Genomic DNA, 22,177 nt, shown 5'->3' with positions numbered 1-22,177 from the left:
GGGTTGATCCGAAAGGTGTTTCCGGACGGACACAGAGCGGCAGATTCGCCTCCGGGTCGCGACGTGGTGACGCGCGGGGCGTTCATTTCGTCATAAATAGGCGCTTCGTGCGAATCTGCCGGGAAGCAGGGAAGGGGATAGGATTGTCGTCGAGGTTCGTTGTCTTTCTGTTCATGGCCGCTACGGCGCTTTCTACCGGTGAGGCCTCGCGCGCCTGGGCCCAGGCGGCGATAGGGCAGGCCCAGCCTGCGACCCACCCGGTGGCGGCAGCTTCACGTCCAAAGACGGAGAGCATTACCGTCACCGGCAGCAACCCGGTGGAAAGCGCCGATGGCGTGACAGGCCGGGCACCGGGCGGCGGGATGATGAGCGAGCAGACCGAAGCCAAGGCGATCACAACCGTGGGCCGTGACTTCATCGCCAAGCTGGCACCGATCACCTCGGCTGCGCAGATGATCCAGTTCGCGCCGGGCACCAATATCGCTTCGTCGGACCCGTTCGGCCTGTCGGACCAGACGTCGATCAATGTTCGCGGCATGAACCAGTCGGAACTCGGCTATCTGTATGACGGTGCGCCGATCGCCGACATCTCGGCTTACGACCCCTATACGTCGCAATGGGGCGATACCGAGAATTACCAGGAAGTGCAGCTCTCGCAGGGAACGTCGGACATCAACGCGCCACTGGTCAGCGCCACCGGCGGCCAGATGAATATCAGGACGGTCGATCCGTCGCATTCATTCGGCGGTCTGGTCGATTATTCCTACGGATCGCACAAGACCAATCGTGGCTTCATCCGTGTGAACACGGGCGATATCCTCAATACCGGCGTGCGCGGCTATATCTCGTATTCCAATGCGACCTTTGGCACCTGGCGCGGCCCCGGACGGGGGCAGCGGCGGCATATTGATTCCAAATTCATGAAGGAATGGGGGCAGGGAAACTCGATTTCTTTTGTCGAGGCTTATAACGAGAACAACCAGCCGACCTACGCCCCCGTCACCGCCCAGCAATGGCGGCAATCGGGCAACAGTTTCAATTACGCGGCAAATCCGTTCGAAACGAACGAGGCCGGCAGCTATTGGCCGACCGAACTGGGTGCTTGGCGCAGCCTGATCCTGGTCGCGCCGATGCATTTCACGCTGACGCGCGACCTGTCGCTGCACATCACGCCTTATCTGTATTGGGGCAGTGGCGGCAGCGGCATGGGCCAATGGGACATGCCGGTCAATCAATATAATCCTTCGACCGGCCAGAATGAGACTCTGGTCCTGCCCTATCCCGGTCTCGCCTATGACAATTCGGGCACACAATCTTTCCATGGCGATGGTTATTACCTGATGCGGGAATATCATCCCGGCATCACCGGCCATCTGGACTACAAGGCAGGTCGGCATGAGACGATCAGCCTCGGGGCATTCTACGATTATTATGACGATGCCGAAGTCACCAATATCAGCCAGTTGGGGCCGAATGGCGATCCGCCCAACATATGGGGTTCCTACGGGCTGAAATTTCCCAACGGGTATGAATATAACCTGCTCCTGAACTACCACATGATCACGCAATCCATCGGATTATATGTCAGCGATTCCACGTCGTGGCTGAACGACCGGCTGAAGCTGAACGCGGGCTTCAAATATGTCATGATGAATCGCGCGGGTACCAATAATTACGACAACGCGGTGCCTTATGCCGTGGGTACGAACTACGCCACGCCGCTGCCGCGCCTTTCGGGCAGTTATCGGATCGACGATCATAATCAGGTCTTTTTCGACGTCGCGACGAATTTTCGCATGCCGACGACCAATTCCTATTTTTCGGGCGTTCCGGGGAACAGTATGGGCATCGGCGGGTCGGTCAAGCCGGAATTCGCGATTTCCGAGGAACTCGGCTACCGGCATTTGGGTCTGTACAATCTGACGATCAATCTGTTCAACTACAATTTCACCAATCGCAACATCACCACCAATACGATCGTCAACGGCAGTTCTTTCAGCGGGGTTTCGATGAATGCCGGCGGCCAGACGGTGCGGGGCGCCGATCTCGAGTTCGGCCTGCGCCCGTGGCATCATTTCAGCCCTTATGTGTCGGGCGAATATCTCTATGCCCGCACCGACAACAACCTGCCGGCGATGGCGGATAACGGTGCGCTCGATTATCTGCCCTCCGCCGGCAAGCGGGCGCCGATGGCCCCTGAATGGACGACCAGCGCCGCCCTGAGCTATGATGACAGCCATATCTTCGGCAATTTCATGTATCGGTGGATCGGCCGTCAATATTCCGACTTCATGGATCAGGAAACGCTCCCTGCCCATGGCCAGATCGACATGACGCTGGGCTATCGCCTGCCGGACATGTGGCATCTGAAGCACCCGCAGATCCAGCTTAACATGTATAACCTGGCGAGCTGGCATTACCGTTCTGGTATTCAGAGCCTGTCGAACAATACCAACCCGACCGTGGGCGTGCGTGGCAACATGATCGATTCCTCCGGCGCCCCAGCCTATCTGATCGCCAGCACGTTCGCGATGATGGTAACGGCCACGACCGGATTTTAGGAAAGCGGGACATACGCGCCGGATTGCCACCGCGCGCATGTCCTCGTCGCTTCTCAGAATCCTGCGATGGGATGCGGGATATAGGGTTCCTCCAACGCTGCGATCTCACCATGATCCAGTATCAGGTCCAGCGCCGCGAGCGCGTCGTCCAGATGGCCGGGCTTCGAGGCTCCGACGATAGGGGCGGTGATGCCGGGCTTTTGCAACAGCCATGCCAGCGCCACCTGGGCACGCGGCACGCCGCGCGCCTGCGCGATGCGGCCGACCGCATCAATTACCGAGCGGTCGGCGGACTGTGTCTGGTCATACAGATTATGCAGTACGTTGTCGGTTTCCTGCCTGGTGGTGTGCTCGCGCCAGTCGCGGGCCAGCAGGCCGCGCGCCAGCGGGCTCCAGGGCAGGATGCCGATCCCCTGGTCGTGGCAGAAAGGCAGCATTTCGCGCTCTTCCTCGCGGTTGAGCAGATTCAGGTGGTCCTGCATGCTCACGAATTCGGTCCAGCCATGCTGGCGGGCGGTGTAGATCGCCTTGGCGAACTGCCAGGCGAACATCGACGATGCGCCGATATAGCGTGCTTTTCCGGCCTTCACGATGTCATGCAGGGCTTCCAGCGTTTCCTCGATGGGCGTGTGCGGGTCCCAGCGATGGATCTGGTACAGATCGACGTAATCGGTGCCCAGGCGGCGTAGGCTGTTGTCGATCTCGGCCAGGATGGCGCGGCGCGAGAGGCCCGAGCCGTTCGGCCCCGGACGGGTGCGGAAAAACACCTTGGTCGCCAGAACCACATCTTCGCGGCGTGAAAAATCGCGGATCGCGCGGCCGACGATTTCCTCGGACGAGCCGTCGGAATAGATGTTGGCGGTGTCGAGGAAATTGATCCCGGCTTCCAGCGCCTGCCGGATCAGGGGGCGGCTGTGCTCCTCGTCCAGGGTCCAGGAATGGTTGCCGCGATCGGGCTGGCCGTAGGTCATGCAGCCCAGACAGAGGCGCGAGACCTGGAGGCCGGTGCGGCCCAGTCGGATATAGTCCATGGAATGATCTCTTTCTGTCAGGCGGCCGAAAGGTCCTGTGCAGCGTCCAGCAGGGTGCGGGTAAAGGGATGGCGGGGGGCAGTCAGAATCTCCGCCGCTGGACCGGCCTCGACGATCCGGCCGGACTGCATCACCAGAACATCGTCACACATCCGCCGGATGACGCCCAGATCGTGCGAGATGAACAGATAGGCCATGTTCAGTTCGCGCTGCAATTCCTCCAGCAGGTCCAGCACCTGGGCCTGCACGGAAACATCCAGCGCCGAAACCGGTTCGTCGCACACGATCAGCGCCGGCCGGACCGCGACCGCGCGCGCGATCGCCACCCGCTGCCGCTGGCCGCCTGAGAGACTGGCCGGTCGTCGCGCGGCGATCGACGCAGGCAGGCGCACGCGGTCCAGCAGGGTGGCGATGGCGTGGTCGCGATTACCGGCGGCCGACAGTGCGTCCGCCAGAATGTCCCGCACCGTCCAGCGCGGATCGAATGAGCCCAGGGGGTCCTGGTAGATCATCGCCATTGCCCTGCGCCGCGGGCGGCGATCCCCTTCCGGCACTCCCTGCCGCCCGCCTCGCACCCATCGTTCGCCCAGGAAGGTTACCTCGCCTGTATCGGGCTGCGTCAGGCCCATGACGATGCGCGCGGTGGTGGTCTTTCCCGAGCCCGATTCCCCGATCAGGCCGAGCGTGCGGCCGGGATGGAGGCTGAATCCGACATCGGACAGGATGGGCCGGGCGACCCCGTCGGGGCCGCGCCGGTCGAGCGACAGGCCGTCGGCGGTCAGCAGCGGAGCCGTTTCGGTGCCATGGTGCGCGGTGGCGCGTGGCGGGTGGCGCACCGGGTCGGCGTCGCGCAGCGTCCGTGTATAGGCATGGACGGGCCGGCCGAGAACCTGCGCGGTCGCGCCCTGTTCCACCACCGCGCCGTGATGCAGGACGATCACATGGTCTGCCAGGCGGGCAACGAAGCCGAGATCGTGGCTGATCAGCAGCAGGCCGGTGCCATTGTCGCGCAGCCGCCCCAGCAGGCGCAGGATCTGGGCCTGCACAGAGGGGTCCAGCGCCGTGGTCGGCTCGTCCGCGATCAACAGCGGGGGAGACAGCGCGATGGCGCTGGCGATCAGCGCGCGCTGGCGCAGGCCGCCGGAGAGTTCGTCGGGACGCTGGCGGGCGCGGAGGGCCGGGTCGGGAATACCGACCTGTTCCAGCAGGTTATGCACGCGCTCGTTTCGCTCGGCCCGCGTGCCCCATTTGTGGGCGGACAGGGATTCGGCGATTTCCCGCCCTACGGGGCGCAGCGGGTCCAATGCCACGAGGGCATCCTGCAGGACCATGCCGATGTCGCGCCCGCGCAGCGCGCGCCAGTCGCGCGGCGACAGGGTGCGGAGATCCTGCCCGCCCAGTGAGAGGCGGCGGGCGGAGACGCGGGCCTGTGCCCCTGCGAGGCCGATCAGGCTGCGGGCGGTAACGCTCTTGCCCGATCCGGATTCCCCGACCAGCGCCACCACCCGGCCCGGTTGCAGGGTGAAGGACAGGTCATGGACAGCCACATGCTCGCCCGTCGGCGTGGGGAAGGAAACCGAGAGATTTTCAACCTCCAGAATCATGATCCACGTCCCTCGATCGCACGTTGCAGGGCGCGGCCGGCGATCGTGGTGGACAGCATGGTCACGACGATGGCGAGGCCGGGGAAGAAGGTCATCCACCATGCCTCGGCGATGAAATCGCGGCCCATCGACAGCATCGTGCCCCATTCCGCCGCCGGTGGCGGGGCGCCCAGGCCGAGGAAAGAGAGCGCGGCCGACCATACGACGGTCTGCCCCACGCCCATGGTGGCGGTGACGACCAGCGGCCGGAAGGCATTGGGCAGGATGTGCCGGACGACGATGCGCGCCGGGCTGTGACCGAGAGCCCGCGCGGCCTCGACATAGCCCGCGCCACGCACCGACAGCACCTGGCCGAACACCATGCGGGTATAGCCGGCGGCGCTGCTGACCCCGATCGCGACGATCAGCGGGCCGATGCCGCTTCCGAGTGTCGCGGTGCATAGCAGCGCCAGCACCAGCACGGGAAAGGCGAACAGGATGTCGATCAGCCACCGCACGCCCTGTTCGGCGATGCGGCCGCCCAGACCGCCGATCAGCGCCAGAATGGTGGCGATGCTCAGCGACAGCGTGATGGCGCCGCAGCCCAGCGCCAGTGATTGCCGGGCGCCGTAGATGACCCGTGCCAGGATGTCGCGGCCGGATTGGTCGGTGCCGAACGGATGGGCCATCGACGGGGCGTGGAAGGCCTCACGCGGGGCGATGGCCAGCGGGTCGGTGTGGATGAGCAGGTGCGGGGCCAGTGCGGCGATGCTCAGCAGGGCCAGGAACAGGACTGCCGCCGCTGGGCCGAGATGGCCTGGGCGCGGCAGGCGGCGCCGGGAGGGCAGGCGGCCCACGGAGGGGGCGAGGGACAGGCTGGTCATGGGCGCGTTCCCTTCAGTCTGGGATCGACGAGGACGATGAGTGTGTCGGCGGCGAGGCCGGCCAGGATGTAGGTCAGCGCGATGAACAGGACGATGCCGGAGACCAGCGGCATGTCATGCGTGGCGACGGACAGGAACAGTTCGCGCCCCAGCCCCTGTCGCGAGAAGATGATTTCGATGGCCACCGCATTGCCGACCAGCGCGCCGACCGCCCATGTCGAGAGGCCGATGCAGGGCAGGAGCGCGTGTCGCAGGGCATGGCGCAGCCGGACCGCGCCATCGCTCAGGCCGCGTGCGCGGGCGGTGAGGATAAAGGGCTGGTCCAGCGCCAGATCGAAGGATTCGCGCATCACCTGGGCGATGAAGCCGGCCAGTGGAATGGCCAGCGACAGGGTGGGCAGCACCAGGGCCTGCAGGCCGTGATTGCCGGCCGGTGGCAGCAGGCGCCATTCAAACGCCAGGCCCCACAGCAGCAGGATGCCGAGCCAGAATTGCGGCAGCCCGGCACTGATCGTCTCCAGCGTTGAGGCAATGGCTCCGGCCATGCCGCGCCGGGCGGTCGGGACGACTGAGAGCAATGCCAGCAGCCATGCCACCGCCAGAGATGCGGCCATCAACGCCAGCGTCGGCGGGGCCTGCGCGCGCAGCACCGCGATGACCGGCATGTGCTGCGAGAAGGACTGGCCGAGATCGCCGCGTGCGATGCGGGCGATATAGAGGCCGTATTGCACCGCAAGCGGGCGATCGAGCCCGTATTCGTGGCGGGCGGCGGCGATGGCCTCTGGCGTGGGGTTGGCCGCGGCACCGCCGAGAATGGCGGTGACCGGATCGCCCGGTGTGAGGTGCAGGGCGGCGAAGGTGAGGCTGGCGGCTGCCAGCAGCACCAGCAGGCCACCCAGCAGGCGCCATGCGGCGCGGTGGAGAAGGTGGGTCATCGCGTTACCCATGCATCGTAGAGGCTGGTGACGTTCAGCGAGGGTTCGAGCCGCACGTCATGCACCGCGCGCGACAGGGCGAGGCGGGTGCTCTGCGGATAGGTCGTGATTTGCAGGAAGTTCCGCGCCGCAATCGTCTGGGCTTGCAGATACAGCGCGCGCCGTTTGTCCGGGTCGGTGGTCAGCAGGGCGTCGTTTACGATCTGGTCGAAGGTGGGATCGCTGAAACCCGCCTCGTTCTGGTGGTGGCCGCCGACGCCGGCGGCGCCGAGAAAGGCGGAGGAAAAGACGATGCGCAGCACGTCGGCGGTGTTGGTGTTCCAGTAGCCGATGCGGACATCGTAATCCCAATGGCCCTCACGTTCGAGGATCGACGTGTCGTCACCATTTTCCAGCCGAACGTCGAAACCGGTGGCGCGCGCGGTGGCCTGAACCTGTTCCCACAGCGTGCGTTCGGCGGCGGAAAGGGAGGCCTTGAGCGGGATGTGGACAATCAGTGCGTGCCCGTTGCGGGTGCGGATGCCGTCCTCCGTGCGGCCGGTCCAGCCGGCCTGGTCCAGCAGGGCGCGTGCCCGGTCGGGGTCGTAATCGGCGTGGTGTTCGAAGGTTGGGCTATAGAATGGGGTGGTTGGGCTGAGCGGGCCGCCGGCGCGGCGGTAGTGGTGGAAAAAGACGCTGGCCAGCGCGCCGTCGATGTCGGCGGAGCGGATGAAAGCCTCGCGCACCCGGATATCGTCGAAGGGCGCGCGCTTGATGTTCAGCGTGCCGTTCGTGGGGTTGCCGGGACGGTCGGCCATCAGCAGCCATAGGTCGGGATTGCGCCGGGCCGGGGTTTCGGCCTCGGGCGGCAGGGAGTCGATGGCATCGACCTCGCCGGCTTGCAGGGCCGCGAAGCGTACCGATGCCTCGGGGATGATGCGCCATTCTATGCGGTCCAGGTAGGCCGGGCCGGTGTGGTGCGCCGTGGGCGAGCCCCAGCGATAGGCCGGATTGCGCTCCAGGACGATCTGGCTCTGGTGGTCCCAGCGCACGATGCGGAACGGGCCTGATCCGACCGGATTCTGGCAGTTTTCGTCGCGCGGGCGGGCCAGGGCGCGGGGGGATTCGATGCCGAGGAAGCCCTGGGCCAGCACTTCGAGGAAGGCGGCATAGGGCGTTTTGAGATGAACGGCGGCCGTGTAGGCGTCGATGATGTCGGTGCCGGCATATTGCTTGATGTAGCCGCCGGCGGTGCTGGATTGGGTGTGGGGATCGACCATGTGATCCAGGTTCGCCCGCACGGCCTCGGCGGTGAATGGCGTGCCGTCGGTGAAGGTGACGTCGTGGCGCAGGTGGAAGATGTAGGTCCGTCCGTCTTCCGAGACCGTCCAGTCGGTGGCCAGCCAGGGCAGGATGCGGCCCGAACTGTCCATCGCCACCAGCGAATCGAGATATTGCTCGGCCAGGAAGACCTGCGGCATGTCGCCCTGCACATGCGGGTCCAGGCAGATCGGTTCGCGGTCGGTCGCGTAGATCAGGGTGCCGCCCTGGACCGGTTCGTGCGCCGTGGCGTGGGAATCGTGGCGGCGGCACCCCGTCGTGGCCAGTAGCAGCGCGGCCGCGCCCAGCCATAACGCCTGGCTGGAGGTGCGGTGGAGGGGAGGAGGCATCGACATGCTTTCGGGAATGAACCGCTAAAAAAAATCGTTAATTTCGGCCGGGATGTGACGATCGTTAGCGTGTTATTTTTCAATATCAAGGAAAAATATATCATTTGGTGTTGTGCAATGTTCGGGTGCGGTCCTCCTGCGGGTTGGGAGTCGTATCCGGCGATGGGGGCGTGTGTGGCGCCGCCGCGCATGCGTCGGGCGGATGCGGCGTGGTGCTGGGGTTGGTCAGAAAGGAGGCTAAAAATTTTTTATATATAATTCAATATGTTGAAAGGATTTTCACGCCTGAATTTTGTAGATTTAGTGATATCTGCATTGACTCAATTCGAATCGTTTATAATGCTCTGGATAACGGAGATTAAGTACGTTTATTTTTGTTGTTTATGGCGGAGGCATCGGAAGACGATGGACGCATTGACGCAGGATGCGCCGGCCCCAGCCCCTCTGACGGAGGGAGGTCTGCGAGGGGTGTTCGAGCGGATCGCCGAGGGTGCGGTGGCGCGCGAACAGGGGCGGACCCTGCCCTATGAGGCGGTATCGTGGTTGCGTGAGGTGGGGTTCGGGAGGTTGCGCGTGCCGCGCGAGGCCGGGGGCGCGGGCGTGGGGCTGGTGGAGACGTTCCGCCTGCTGACCGAACTGGCCGCCGCGGATTCCAACCTGCCGCAGATCGTGCGCGCGCATTTTGCCTTCATCGAAGGACGGCGGCGGGACACCGACCGGGCGCGGTCGGCTGTCTGGTATGCCCGCATCGTGGATGGCGCGCTGTTTGGCGCGGCGATGGCCGAACTGACCGACAGCACCGGTACCAGCACCACGCTGACGCGGCAGGGCGACGGCTGGCGGCTGGACGGGACCAAATATTATTCGACCGGCACGCTCTATGCCGACTGGATCATCGTCGTGGCCGACGCGAACGGCGAGCGTGTGCATCTGGCGGTGCCGGCGGCCGCGCCCGGCGTGACCCGGCAGGACGATTGGGACGGGTTCGGCCAACGGCTGACCGGCAGCGGGACGACGCGCTTTGACGGCGTGGCGGTTGCGGAAGAGCAGATTCTGGCGCGGTCGTCCTTCGACCATGTGCCGAGCAGCAGTTTTCTGACCGCCTATTATCAATTGTTCCATCTGGCGACGCTGGCGGGGATTACGCGTGCCGCCCTGCGCGATGCGGTGGCGTTCGTGCGGCCGCGTACCCGGACCTTCGGCGTGCCGGGCAAGGTGAGCCAGCGCCATGATCCGCTGGTGCAGCAGGTGGTGGGGCGGCTGTCGGCGCTGGCTTATTCGACATCCGCGCTGGTCGACGATGTGGCGCGGGCGCTGGAGCGTGCATCCGAGGCATGGGATGCGGGCGTGCTGGAACATCCGCTTTATGACGAGGCCGAGCGTATTGCCTTCCAGGCCCAGCAGATTGTGCTGGAGCAGGCGCTGGAGGCGACGACGCGGCTGTTCGAGGTCGGCGGGGCTTCGGCCACGTCGTCCGCGCTGGGGCTGGACCGGCACTGGCGCAATGCGCGTGTGCTGGCCTCGCACAATCCGGCGGTGCAGCGGGCGCGGGCGCTGGGGGACCAGGAGTTGAACGGTACGGCGCTGGATGCGATCTGGCGGTCTGCCGCCGCCGCCGCCACGCCGGGTAAGGAGCCTTCGGCATGAGCAGCTACGAGACCGCGCCGCGACAGTTGCACGTCAATCTGTTCGAGATGGCGTGCGTGGGCCACATCGTGCATGGCATGTGGCGGGCACCCGGCAATAACCGTCATCGGTTTTCCGAACTGTCCTACTGGACGGAGGTGGCGCAGCTTGCCGAGCGCGGGCTGTTCGATGCCGTGTTCCTGGCCGATGTCGTGGGGACCTATGACCGGTTTGGCGACGGCACGGCGGCGGCGTTGCGGCAGGCGGTGCAGATTCCGAATCTGGACCCGCTGATGCTGGTGCCAGCGATGGCGGCAGTGACGAAACATGTCGGTTTCGGCGTGACCTTTTCGACCACCTACGAGCCGCCCTTTGCCTTCGCGCGGCGCATGGCGACGCTGGATGTGCTGACGAACGGTCGGGTGGGATGGAATGTCGTGACCTCGTACCTGCAATCCGCCGCGCGGAATTTCGGGCTGGAAGACGAGATTCCGCATGACGAACGCTATGTGATCGCCGATGAATATATCGATGTTCTCTACAAGCTCTGGGAAGGAAGCTGGGACGACGACGCGATTGTCGCCGATCGGGCGGCGGGTATCTTTACCGATCCGGCGCGGGTGCGGGCCATCGACCATCACGGCGCGCATTTCAAGGTTGCCGGGCCGCATCTGGTGCAGCCGACGCGGCAGCGCACGCCGGTGCTCTTTCAGGCGACCGGGTCGGCGGCGGGGCTGGAATATGCGGCCCGCCATGCCGAAGTGGTGTTTATCGGCGGGCAGACGACCGAGGACGTGCGCCGCAATATCGCCGCGACCCGCCGCCGGGCACAGGCTTTCGGCCGTCGGCCTGACGATATCCGCTTTATTGTCCAGGCGGGCATCATCACCGGGCCGACCGAGCAGGCGGCGCAGGAAAAGCTGAAGGCTTACCGCGCATTTTATAGTCTGGAAGGCGCGCTGATCCATGCGCAGTCGGAAGTGGATCTGCGCCGCTACGACCCGAACGATACGATCGCCAGCGTGCTGAAGCGTGAAGGTGCGCGCTTTGGCAATATGGGGCGGCGGTTCCGGCCCGAGCAGACGGTGGGCAGCGCGTTGGAGCAGATCGGCCGTTTCGACGAAGGACGCTATTTCATCGCCGGTGCGCCGGGGCGGGTGGCCGATGCGATCGAAGCGTGGCTGGATGTGGATGGCATCGACGGCATCAATCTGCGCCAATACCATTCCTTTGATACCGCGCGGGACTTCATCGACCTGATCGTGCCGGAGTTGCAGGCGCGGGGGCGGTATCGCACCGCCTATGCGCCGGATGAAACCCTGCGCGAGCGGCTGTTCGGCGCCGGCCATGCCCGGCTGCCCGACCGGCATGCCGCCGCGCGCTATCGCGACCCGGCGGCGCTGGCCACGCCGACGCCGCCGCTTTTTCCTGACCTGATCCAGAACAAGGCGTCCTGACATGCGTGTCGCGATCCCCGAGAAAATCAATGTGCTGTGGTTTCTGCCGACCCATGGCGATTCCCGTTACCTGGGCACGCAGAAAGGCGGTCGGCCGGTCGATCTGCCGTATTTGCAGCAGGTGGCGCGGGCGGCGGATGCTCTGGGCTATTACGGGGTACTGATCCCGACCGGGCGGAGCTGCGAGGATAGCTGGGTGGTGGCGTCGGCGCTGGCGCCGAGCACGGAGCGGCTGAAATTCCTGATCGCGGTGCGGCCGGGCCTGCAATCGCCCACGCTCTCCGCACGGATGACGGCGACGCTGGACCGGATTTCGCACGGGCGGCTGCTGATCAATATCGTGACCGGCGGCGACCCGAAGGAGAATGCCGGCGACGGGTTCTTTGCCGACCATGCCGAGCGTTATGCGATAACCGATGAATTCCTGGAGATCTATCGCGCCCTGCTGCGTGGCGAGACCGTGAACCATGAGGGGCCGCATTTCCGCATTGAGGACGGACGCCTGCTGTTCCCGACTTTTCAGGAAAACGGGCCGCCGCTCTATTTTGGCGGGTCGTCGCCGGCTGCGGTGGATGTCGCGGCTACGCATATCGATAAATATCTGACCTGGGGCGAGCCGCCGGCCCAGGTGGCCGAGAAGATCGCCAATGTGCGGCGCAAGGCCGAGGCACAGGGGCGCGAGGTGTCGTTCGGTATCCGTCTGCATGTGATCGTGCGCGAGACCAACGAGGCGGCGTGGGCGGAGGCGGACCGGCTGATCTCGTATCTGGACGATTCGACCATTGCCGAGGCGCAGAAGGTGTTTGCGCGGATGGATTCCGTGGGGCAGGCGCGGATGAGCGCGCTGCATGGCGGGCGGCGCGACAAGCTGGAAATCAGCCCCAATCTGTGGGCCGGTGTCGGGCTGGTGCGTGGCGGCGCGGGCACCGCGCTGGTGGGCGACCCGGCGACCGTGGCCGAGCGGATCGACGAATATCGCAGGTTGGGGATCGATAGTTTCATTTTCTCCGGCTATCCGCATCTGGAGGAAGCCTATCAGTTCGGTGAACTGGTGCTGCCGCTGCTGCCGACGGCGCATCCGGTGCGTGGGGCGGCCTCGATCAGCAATATGGGGCCGTTCGGCGAGACGATTGCGGGCGACCATCGGCCCGGTGCGTCCGGCCATCGTGCCGCCTGATAAACGACCGGAAGGATCGGCCGACATGAATGTTTCCGTAAAAGCCCCTGTGCCCGACGCGCTTGCAGCCGAAGCCGGGCAGCGTTTTCGCGATGGCATGGCCCTGCTGGCGGGTGCCGTGACCATCGTGACCACCGATGGCGAGAAGGGCCGGCACGGCTTTACCGCGACCGCCGTGTGCAGCGTGTCCGATACGCCGCCGACCCTGCTGGTCTGCATCAATCGGACCACCAGCGCGCATCCGCATGTTCTCGATCATGGGGTGTTGGCGGTGAATGTGCTTGGGGGGGCGCAGCAGGGGTTGTCCTCGGCTTTCGGTAGCCGGTCGAAGACGATGGAGGAGCGTTTCGCGGGGGCGCGCTGGCGGCGGGGCGTGACCGGGGCGCCGCTGCTGGATGGGGCGCTGGCGACCTTCGAATGCCGGGTCGAGCGCGTTGTGGAGGCCGGCACCCATACGGTGGTGTTCGCGCAGGTGCTGGATGTGCATCTGGCCGGGGCGCAGACGGACGGGCTGGTGTGGTTCGCGCGGCGCTACGCTGTGGTGCCGACATCCTGTTGACGGGAGCGAAGGCACGTCTTTGGTGTGCCGGTAATTCACGATAAAAATTGCAAATATAAAATGAAACAAAGCGGGATTGTGCTTTCTGCTGCGCGGGGAATAACGACGACCTGAATTGCTGAAATTGGATCGTCGCTGCTTGTTTCATCAGAATCTGGAAATCGTGTGTCATGCCCCGTTCTTTTTCGCGTCGTCTTGCCCTGCCCAGGCGGGTGGGGTCGTTTTCGCAATCCGCCCGGCTGCTTCTTGGTCCGTCGGCGCTGGCCCTGATGCAGGCGGGGCCGTTGGCGGCCAATGCCTGGGCCGATGATGCGGCCGTGCGCCGGCCTGCCGAACATGTGGCCCATGCGGCATCCGCGCCGAAGAAGCCTTCCGCCGTGGCGGCGCCGCGTGTGAAGGGCGAGGATATCGTGGTGGCGACCCATCGGCTGTCGCCGGCCGATCTGGCCCGCGCGCAACTGGACAGCCTGCCGGGGGCGGCGACGGTGATCGACGCCAGGCAGGTATTGCGCGGGCGTAACCTGACCAATGCCGATGCGCTGGCGTTTCAGCCTGGTGTGTTTGCGCAATCCTCTGGTGGGGGGGACGGGTTGCGGCTGTCGATCCGTGGGTCGGGGATTCAGGTCGGGACCAATTATTTCCGCTCCGGCATCCTGATGATGTTCGACGGGTTGCCGGTGACGACGCCGGCCGGGACGCCCTATGAATTGTTCGAGCCGCTGGGGCTGCGCTACACGGAAGTTCTGCGGGGCGCGAATGCCTTCGATTATGGCGGGCTGCAACTGGGCGGCGGCATCAATTACGTGACCCAGACCGGCTATGATGCCCAGACCTATCAGGCGCGCGTGGAAGCCGGCAGCTTCGGCTACACCAAGGAGCAGCTCAGTTCGGGCAAGGTGATCGGCAAGGCGGATTACTATCTCAGCGTGACCAACTCCTATCGCGGCGGCTACCAGACCGAGACGCAGGCGAACAGTTTCGGCGTGAATGGAAATTTCGGCTATCGCTTCAATGACCGGGTTTCGACGCGCTTCTTCTTCCGCTATCGCCAGACGCGCAACGGGTATCCGGGGTATCTGACCCGGGACCAGATTCTGACGAACCCGAAGCAGGCGCAGTCGCCCTATCGGGCGTGGCATTCCGTGCGCATCCAGCCGGGTACGAAGTTTTACGGGAACACGACGTCGATCCGGATCGACGACCAGTCGAAGCTGGATCTGGGGTTCGATTACCAGGATGCGCCGATCGATATCCAGAACACCAGTTTCAGCCAGATCTGGGGCTACAAGACGGTTGCCGCGACGCTGAACTATACGCGCCATGACGTGTTGGCCGGGCACAAGAGTGACACCCAGTTCGGCTTCATGGATACGTCGGACCTTGAAGCGTGGCAGACCAACCGGGTGCGGGTGCGGACCGGGCATCTGGCCGGGTTGCCGATGGGGCAGATCCTGCGCCATGTGACCTATGGCGGGACGGAAAATTATTTCCATCTTCGGAATAATACCGAACTGTTCCATGATTTCTGGCTGACGACGGCGGCGGCGGTGGCGTTTATCCAGAAATCGTCCGGCGTGCCGTATCCGTACACGGCGGCCGGGGCGAACTTCAAACAGTCTTCGGTCAATTTCGTGCCGCGCGGCGGATTTCGCTATGTCGTCAGCCCGCATGTGGAACTGTATGGCAATGTGAGCCGCAGCATCCAGCCGCCCAACGACTGGAACCTGAATTATGCCGGACCTTATTTTACCGGCAATATTCCGCAATCGGGCATGAATTCTGGCGCGGGGAGGCTGCGCAACCAGACGGCGACCACATATGAAATCGGCACCACCGGGCAGGCGTGGCGGAACAAGTGGAGCCTGACCTATTATTATTCCAACGTACGGAACGAATTGCTGTCGGTGATGACGCCGCAATCGCAGGCGGTCGGGGCCTCGATCTATGGCAATGCGTCGCCGACCACGCATCAGGGCGTGGAAGCGTCGCTGGAGACCACGCTGTATGAATGGGCGGGGAACCGGCTGTCGCTACGGCAGGCCTATACCTGGCAGAATTTCCGCTTTCGCCATGATGCGGTGTTCGGCGGCAACCGGCTGCCGGGGATTCCGGAGCATTTCTATCAGGGCGAGATTCATCTGGACACCAAGGCCGGGTTCTATGCCGGGTTCAATGCCCAGGTGTCGTCGAAGGTCGGGGCCGCGTATGACGAAACCTATTTCGCGCCGTCCTATCACATCTATAATCTGAATGTCGGTTATGAATGGCCGGGCAAGCATCGGCAGGTGTTCCTGAGCGTCAATAATCTGGCCAACACGCATTATGCCGCCATCGTGGTGCCGGGTTATATCGCGGCGGGCAAGCAACTGGCGGTGATGCAGCCGGGCGATGGGCTGGGCGTGTTCGCCGGCGTGTCGCTGGGCTTCAACTGAGGGGCCGGGCGATGTCCGAGATCCGGCTGAATGCCTTTGACATGAATTGCGTGTCGCATCAGGCCAGCGGCCTGTGGCGGCATCCGCGCGACCGGTCGGGGACTTACAACACCATCCGCTACTGGACCGATCTGGCGCGGTTGCTGGAGCGTGGCCTGTTCGACGGGCTGTTCCTGGCCGATGTGCTGGGCGTGTATGACGTGTATGGCGGCAATGCGGATGCCGCCCTGCGCAATGCGTCGCAGGTGCCTGTCAACGATCCGGCGATGCTGATTTCGGCCATGGCGGCGGTGACGGAGAATCTGGGATTTGGCCTGACCTCCACTTTGTCTTTCGAGCCGCCCTATCCGTTCGCGCGGCGGATGTCGACGCTGGATCATCTGACGGGCGGGCGGATCGGCTGGAATATCGTGACCGGTTATCTGGACAGCGCGGCGCGGGGTACCGGGCACGCGCGACAGGTGGCGCATGACACGCGCTACGACATTGCCGACGAGTATCTGCATCTGGTCTATCGGCTGTGGGAAGAAAGCTGGCAGGACGATGCGGTTCTGCGCGATGCGGCGCGGGGGATCTTTACCGACCCTGGGAAGGTGCGGCGGATCGTGCATGAGGGTGCATATTTCAAGCTGGATGCGATCCATCTCTGCGAGCCTTCGGCGCAGCGGACGCCGGTTCTCTATCAGGCCGGGGCGTCTTCCCGTGGGCGGGCGTTCGCCGCGCGGCATGCGGAGTGTGTGTTCGTGGCCGGGCCATCGGCGGCGGTGGTGGCGAACGCGGTCGCGGACCTGCGGGCGCGGGCGCGGCAGGAAGGGCGGCACGCGGGAGATCCGCTGATCTTCTCGCTGCTGACCATCATGACCGGAGCGGATGACGAGGCCGCGCAGGCGAAATGGCAGGAATATCGGCGGTATGTGAGCCTGGAGGGGGCGCTGACGCTGCTGTCGGGGTGGACGGGGATTGATTTTTCGCGGTACGCGCCGGACGATCCGGTGCGGCATATCCGCAATGACGCGATCCATTCCGCTGTCGATGCGCTGACGGTGGAGGACCCTGGCCGGGTGTGGACGGTGCGGGAACTGGCGGAACATGCCGCGATCGGCGGCATGGGCACCACTCTTGTCGGCGGGCCGGAGCGGGTTGCCGACCTGTTGGAGGAATGGGTGGTGCGGACCGGTGTGGACGGGTTCAATCTGGCATATGCCGTGACGCCGGAAAGCTTTGCCGATGTAGTGGCGTATGTGGTGCCGGAGCTACAACGGCGTGGCATCTACAAGCGGGAGTATCGGCCCGGTACCCTGCGTGAGAAATTGTTCGGGCGCGGAGACCGGCTGGGTGCGGACCATCCGGCCAGCCGCGTGCGCCATACGGAGACGGCATGACGGATTCAGTGCCCAGGATTGCCATTATCGGCGGCGGTTTCAGCGGGGCCGCGATTGCGTGGCATCTGACGAACGGGGACGCTTTGCTGCCGCCCGTGACGGTGTTCGAGCCGCGTGAGGCTTTGGGGCAGGGGGTGGCGTATGGGGCGCGCGATCCGCGCCACCGGATCAATGTGCCGGCGGCGCGGATGAGCCTGACCACGGCGGCGCTGGACGATTTCGACCGTTGGTTGCGGGCGGATGGTGCGCTGGAGGCTGACCCCGAGGCCGTGTTGCCCAACGGGGCGGCCTATCCCGCGCGGTCGGTGTTCGGGCGGTATGTGGCGGCGCGGCTGGCGCCGCGTCTGGCCAGCGGGCAGGTGGTGCATCGGCGCGCGCGCGTGACGGAGGTGACGCCCCGGCCGGGAGGTGGGTGGTGGATCGCGACCGATGACGGCGAACGGACTGAGGCCGGGATCGTGGTGATTGCGACCTCGCACCCCGCCCCGGCACCGCCGGCGGCGCTGGCCGGGCTGGCTGGGGACGGGGGGCGGCTGGTTGTCGACCCGTGGGCTGTCGGGGCGCTGGAGGCGATCGGGCCGGAGGATCGGGTGCTGGTCGTGGGCACCGGGTTGAGCATGGCGGATGTGGTGGCGTCGCTGGACGCTGGCGGGCATCGGGGGGAGATCGTGGCGCTGTCGCGGCGGGGGCAGGTGTCGCAGGCGGATCTGAGCGACGTGACCGAGGCGTGGGGGGATTTTTCCACCGATCCGGCCGTGACGGCGCGCGGCGTGCTGCGGCGTGTGCGGCGGGCGTTGCGCGCGGACCCGGAGCGACCGTGGCAGACCGTTTTCAACGCCGTGCGGCGGCAGGCCGGGGCGATCTGGGCGGCGTTGCCGGTGGTGGAGCGGCGGCGGCTGGTGCGGCATGTGCGGCCGTTCTGGGATACGCGGCGCTTTCGCATCGCGCCGCAGGTGGAGCGGGTGCTGCGGCGACGGATCGCGGAGGGCACGCTGCATGTGCTGGCCGGGCGGATCGACGATGCTGCGCGGCAGGGGGATGGGTTTGCCGTGACGCTGCGCCGGCGGGGTGGCGAGCGGGAGGTTGCCTCGTTCGATGCGGTGGTGACGACGACCGGGCCGGATCATGCGCGTATCCTGTCTTCCCAGCCCTTTCTGGCCGGGCTGGCTCGGCAGGGGTTGCTACGGGCCGACCCGGTGGGGCTGGGAGTGGAGACCGACCGGGAGGGCCATGCGCTGTCGGTGGACGGTGTGGCCGAGGCGAGCCTGTTCGTCGCCGGGCCGCTGTCGCGCGGGACGTTTGGCGAGTTGATGGGGCTGCCGGAAGTGACGGCGAATGCGGAGAGGGTTGCCGGGACCATTCTGCGCGGGGTGGGTATCGGCGGTTCTGCAAGTCACTGATACATCGTCGTTGAAGCATGTTTCTTGTTCTGGATGCCGTGGTAAGACGGGCGACCGAATGGTGCGCTCTTTTGGGAGAGCTGGAGCGCGAGACGATCGATACGACGACGCTGCGCCTGATGTATCATCGGATGAAGGATCTAGGGATACAGAATCTCGGGCCGAAGCTGACCAAGGAAGGCGAGTCCGGTCAGCCGCAGACAAGCTTCAACTCGCGCAGATTATCGAGGCGATCAACGATCTGTACGATGGGAGCGCATAAGAAGACGAGCAAACGGATGCTCAACGACAGCGGCATGCTCCGTGCCGGGTTGACGGCTCGCTGTCGGTGAATCGCGCCTGTTCGTCGCGGCGTTGCCTTCGCGCGCGGCGTTCGGCGAATTGACGGCGTTGCCGGACGTGACGGCGAATGCGAAGACTGGACCCCGGCGTGGTCCCTGAGTGGGGGCAGGGTGGCGAGGGCCTCCGCACGCGGTCATGCCACGACGAAAGGGTCGCGGGCGTGGAGTCAGCGGCTGTTCTGTTTCTGCTGCGTCGTCTGCATCTTCAGCTTCTTTTCCCATGCCGCGCGGACCTGTGCGGCTGATGTGCTGGTAGCGGGGTGGGTTGCCTTGCTCCGGCTGGCCTCGGTGCGGCCGGCTTTGGCTGCGGGGGAGGGGTGGGGGCCGGTGGTGGCGCCGGGCGCGATGCCGGCGGCGGGGTTGGCGTTGGCCTGTTCGACCGCCTGTTCGCAGGCCGAGCCCTTGCCGACGCCGAACTGGATGGTGGGGATGATGGCGGCGGGGGGGAATACCGCCGCCAGCGCGCCCGTCGCGGCCAGGCGGCCGGCGATTTCCGCGCCCGGCAGGATGGTCGGGCTGCGTAGCGGGCCGGTGATGTGGACCGCGCCGGGGAACGAGGCGATGGTGAAGTGGATGGCGCGGGTGGTGATGGCGTAATTCAGCGTGTTGGTGCGGAAGTTTATCGTGCCGTCGCCTGTCGTGCGGGTGTCGCCGGTCTGGAGCAGGAAGGCGTTTGTGGACAGGATGCCGTCCTTGAGCGGCATGTCGGCGATGAAGCATCGGAGCGGCGTCCGGTCGGGGAGGCCCAGCGCCGAGAGGAGGGCGTTGCCCAGTTGCAGCCCCAGCAGGTCCGGCAGGATGGCGGACAGGTGACCGCCCTGATCGAGCACGAGCGTGATGCCGCCTGTGCCGTTGGCGACCAGGTTGGCGACCGAATGGCCGGTGGAGGACAGTGTGACATGGCCGCCGATGGTGCCCTGGCCTTCGAGGGAGCCGGCGCCCTTCATCAGACGTGCCACGGGGACGCGCGAGACATCCAGCTTGAAGCGCGTGCTGAAATCGTTGTTCGCGGCGGGGTTGAGGGTGGCGGTGGAGGCGAGGGTGCCGGTGCCGACGGCGAAGTTCAGCTTGCGGACGTTGATCGCGCCGTCCTGGACCGTGGCGTCGACGTCGATATTGTCCAGCGGGATGCGTTTGTTATCGATATGATCGCCATGATACACGATATGGGCGTTGACGGCGTTCAGCTTGGGCACATTGATGCGCTGGTCGGGCAGGACGTTGGTGTCGGCCGTATCGGCGGTCGTGTCGTGGCCCGGTTCGGCGCCGACGAAGCCGGCGAGGTCGGCCAGGTCCACCCGGTGGGAGCGCAGGGTGGCCTCGACGAACGGGACCTTGCGGTGCGGATCGACGATGATGTCGCCGCCGATATCCGAGCCGCCAAGGTGGCCGTCGAAACCGGTGAAGCGGATCTTTGCTTCTGTGTAGTCGAGTTTTCCCGCGATGGAATAACGCGGCGTCTGCGGGATGGGGATGCCGATCAGCGGGTAGAGCAGCGACATGTCCGGGCCGGCGAGCTTGAGGTTGAGCTGCGCCCCGGCGAAATGGAGCGGGTCGTCGACCGTGCCGCGCAGGGTGACCGATGTGGGGCCGTTGGCGATGGATAGATCGACCGGGTAGGGGTTCTGCGCATTGGCCAGCGTCAGGAGCGCGCCGCCGACGAAATGGCCGGTGATCGGCTGGGCGGCGTAGCGGCCCTTGGCATCGGCGACGATGGTGCCCGGTTTGCCCTCCGCCGGGGGCGTGGTGTGGACCGCCAGGCGGAAATCGCTGCGCAGCCGCGCCAGCGCGATACGGATATCGCCGTCGGTGATGCGCAGTTCGCCGATATCGGGCAGGGTGGTGGGCGATCCGTCGTCCGGGGCCGGCTTGCCGTCTGCCGTGAAGGTGTAGTTGTTGCGGCCGTCCTTCAGGGCCACGATGTCGCCGCGTGGGCTGTCGAGAGCGACCAGCGGGAGCGTGAGGCCGTGGCCGACGAGAGAGGGCCATGGCTTGATCGCGATGGTCAGGGATTTTGCGCTGGCGAATTCTTCCTTCTCCGCCGTGAAGCCTTCGGGCTGGGCGATATGCAGATCGTCCAGCGTGATCGTGGTCGTCCAGCCGAGGCGGACATGCAGGTGGGCGACCGTGACCGGACGATGCAGGGACGCCGAGGCCCGGCGGTTGAGCATGGGTACGAACCAGTCCCAGTTCCACAGCGCGATCAGCAGGATGATGGTCAGCGCGAACACGCCGGCCAGGATGGCCAGGGTTCTGCGGATCGGGGAGGGGCGAGGGGGTGTGCCGGGCTGTGGGGTCAAGAAGGGATCTCCGTGCTGGGCCGTGGCGGGCGGGTGGAGAGCCGGAAGCGGGAAACCGGCCGTAACGTGATGATGTTCCATCTTTTACGGTTGACGGCGGGTGGGGTTCCCCCCGGTCGGGTCTGCCGGGGCGGCGGGGGGCGGCTGTGCATTGTGATTGCGTGGGGCCGGCCCGCCATGGGAGAGGACGGGAAGGGCGCGGATGGTGCGCGCCTGCCGGAGGTGCATGATGGCAGACCAGGTTCCGCTTCATTTCGTGACCCTGCTGGGGAGCCTGCGCAGGGCTTCGCTCAATGCCGCCGTGGCCAAGGCGCTGCCCGCGCTGGCGCCCGAGGGGGTGAGCATCGGCGCGCTGGGCTCGGTCGGGGCGTTTCCGCTCTATGATGCCGACGTGCAGGAGCAGGGATTTCCGGCGCCCGTTCTGCTGATGGCGGAGCAGATCCGTGCGGCCGATGGGGTGATTATCGTGACGCCCGAATATAATTACTCGGTGCCCGGTGTGCTGAAGAATGCCATCGACTGGCTCTCACGCGTGACGCCGCAGCCGCTGGCGGGAAAGCCGGTGGCGATCCAGACGGCTTCGCCGGGTATGATCGGCGGGGCGCGGGCGCAGTATCATCTGCGTCAGAGCCTGGTCTTTCTCGATGCCATGGTGCTCAACCGGCCTGAGGCGATGATCGGGCAGGCCGGGCAGAAGATCGATGCCGAGGCGCAGGAACTGACCGATGGCGCGACACGCGATTTTCTGGCGCGGCAATTGGTGGCGCTGGCGGCGCTGGCACGGAAGCTGAAGGCGTAAGAGCCTGACCAGGGCGGTTGTGCCCTGGTCGGGTGTGACCGGTGGCGTGGTGGCGTGGTGG

The 22,177-nt window shown here is 65.4% G+C and carries 16 protein-coding genes; 10 read left to right on the top strand and 6 right to left on the bottom strand.

All coding sequences use genetic code 11. The features are described 5' to 3' along the window. Nucleotides 1–143: 143 nt before the first annotated feature. Entirely contained in the window at nt 144–2,561 is a 2,418-nt protein-coding gene (locus HLH25_RS06785) for a TonB-dependent receptor (RefSeq protein WP_182973359.1), read from the top strand. A gap of 53 nt (nt 2,562–2,614) precedes the next feature. Here the strand turns inward: HLH25_RS06785 and HLH25_RS06780 are convergent, their stop codons facing one another. Genes HLH25_RS06780 through HLH25_RS06760 form a run of 5 tightly spaced genes read right to left on the bottom strand, consistent with a single transcriptional unit; the run spans nt 2,615 to nt 8,643 of the window. Then, on the bottom strand, nt 2,615–3,592 hold the full coding sequence (locus HLH25_RS06780) for an aldo/keto reductase (protein ID WP_182973358.1): 978 nt from the start codon (nt 3,590–3,592) through the stop codon (nt 2,615–2,617). Between the two features lie 17 nt (nt 3,593–3,609). Continuing rightward, nucleotides 3,610–5,196 (bottom strand): dipeptide ABC transporter ATP-binding protein, encoded by a 1,587-nt coding sequence (locus tag HLH25_RS06775; RefSeq protein WP_182973357.1) that lies wholly within the window; start codon nt 5,194–5,196, stop codon nt 3,610–3,612. Further along, nucleotides 5,193–6,059 carry an ABC transporter permease gene (locus tag HLH25_RS06770; protein WP_182973356.1) on the bottom strand — a complete coding sequence of 289 codons (867 nt, stop codon included), beginning with the start codon at nt 6,057–6,059 and terminating at the stop codon, nt 5,193–5,195. Before HLH25_RS06770 ends, HLH25_RS06775 begins: the two co-directional genes overlap by 4 nt. Beyond that, nucleotides 6,056–6,994: an ABC transporter permease gene (locus HLH25_RS06765; protein WP_220791710.1), complete on the bottom strand. Its 939-nt coding sequence runs from the start codon at nt 6,992–6,994 to the stop codon at nt 6,056–6,058. The genes HLH25_RS06770 and HLH25_RS06765 overlap by 4 nt, the downstream gene beginning before the upstream one ends. Next, the gene (locus HLH25_RS06760) at nt 6,991–8,643 is read right to left on the bottom strand and encodes an ABC transporter substrate-binding protein (RefSeq protein WP_182973354.1); all 1,653 of its coding nucleotides are present in this window, start codon (nt 8,641–8,643) and stop codon (nt 6,991–6,993) included. The genes HLH25_RS06765 and HLH25_RS06760 overlap by 4 nt, the downstream gene beginning before the upstream one ends. Nucleotides 8,644–9,048: 405 nt before the next feature. Between HLH25_RS06760 and HLH25_RS06755 the strand changes: the two genes are divergently transcribed. From HLH25_RS06755 to HLH25_RS06720, 8 genes are all read left to right on the top strand, one after another. After that, nucleotides 9,049–10,290, top strand: coding sequence for an acyl-CoA dehydrogenase family protein (locus HLH25_RS06755; RefSeq protein ID WP_182973353.1), 1,242 nt, complete (start codon nt 9,049–9,051; stop codon nt 10,288–10,290). Continuing rightward, entirely contained in the window at nt 10,287–11,726 is a 1,440-nt protein-coding gene (locus tag HLH25_RS06750) for an LLM class flavin-dependent oxidoreductase (protein WP_246401549.1), read from the top strand. The genes HLH25_RS06755 and HLH25_RS06750 overlap by 4 nt, the downstream gene beginning before the upstream one ends. A 1-nt stretch (nt 11,727) precedes the next feature. Next, nucleotides 11,728–12,903, top strand: a complete 1,176-nt coding sequence (gene ssuD / locus HLH25_RS06745) for an FMNH2-dependent alkanesulfonate monooxygenase (protein ID WP_182973352.1) — start codon at nt 11,728–11,730, stop codon at nt 12,901–12,903. A gap of 25 nt (nt 12,904–12,928) precedes the next feature. Then, complete coding sequence (locus HLH25_RS06740) at nt 12,929–13,462, top strand: flavin reductase (RefSeq protein ID WP_182973351.1); 534 nt, start codon at nt 12,929–12,931, stop codon at nt 13,460–13,462. A 269-nt stretch (nt 13,463–13,731) separates the two neighbouring features. Further along, nucleotides 13,732–15,894: a TonB-dependent receptor family protein gene (locus tag HLH25_RS06735; protein WP_246401574.1), complete on the top strand. Its 2,163-nt coding sequence runs from the start codon at nt 13,732–13,734 to the stop codon at nt 15,892–15,894. A gap of 11 nt (nt 15,895–15,905) precedes the next feature. Next, nucleotides 15,906–17,276 carry an LLM class flavin-dependent oxidoreductase gene (locus HLH25_RS06730; RefSeq protein WP_182973349.1) on the top strand — a complete coding sequence of 457 codons (1,371 nt, stop codon included), beginning with the start codon at nt 15,906–15,908 and terminating at the stop codon, nt 17,274–17,276. Then, nucleotides 17,273–18,676, top strand: coding sequence for an FAD/NAD(P)-binding protein (locus HLH25_RS06725; protein WP_182973348.1), 1,404 nt, complete (start codon nt 17,273–17,275; stop codon nt 18,674–18,676). The genes HLH25_RS06730 and HLH25_RS06725 overlap by 4 nt, the downstream gene beginning before the upstream one ends. Before the next feature lie 17 nt (nt 18,677–18,693). Next, nucleotides 18,694–19,008 carry a hypothetical protein gene (locus tag HLH25_RS06720; protein ID WP_182973347.1) on the top strand — a complete coding sequence of 105 codons (315 nt, stop codon included), beginning with the start codon at nt 18,694–18,696 and terminating at the stop codon, nt 19,006–19,008. 176 nt (nt 19,009–19,184) lie between these two features. On the opposite strand, the gene HLH25_RS06715 is transcribed toward HLH25_RS06720, so the two are convergent. Then, complete coding sequence (locus tag HLH25_RS06715; RefSeq protein ID WP_456305502.1) at nt 19,185–21,317, bottom strand: AsmA family protein; 2,133 nt, start codon at nt 21,315–21,317, stop codon at nt 19,185–19,187. A 229-nt stretch (nt 21,318–21,546) separates the two neighbouring features. Between HLH25_RS06715 and HLH25_RS06710 the strand changes: the two genes are divergently transcribed. Continuing rightward, the gene (locus tag HLH25_RS06710; protein WP_182973345.1) at nt 21,547–22,116 is read left to right on the top strand and encodes an NADPH-dependent FMN reductase; all 570 of its coding nucleotides are present in this window, start codon (nt 21,547–21,549) and stop codon (nt 22,114–22,116) included. Nucleotides 22,117–22,177: the final 61 nt, after the last annotated feature.

This window comes from Gluconacetobacter dulcium (assembly GCF_014174165.1).
GTDB classification, from domain to species: Bacteria; Pseudomonadota; Alphaproteobacteria; order Acetobacterales; family Acetobacteraceae; genus Gluconacetobacter; species Gluconacetobacter dulcium.
The sequence above is the reverse complement of the archived record's forward strand: the minus strand, read 5'-3'. Positions and strand labels throughout refer to the sequence as shown.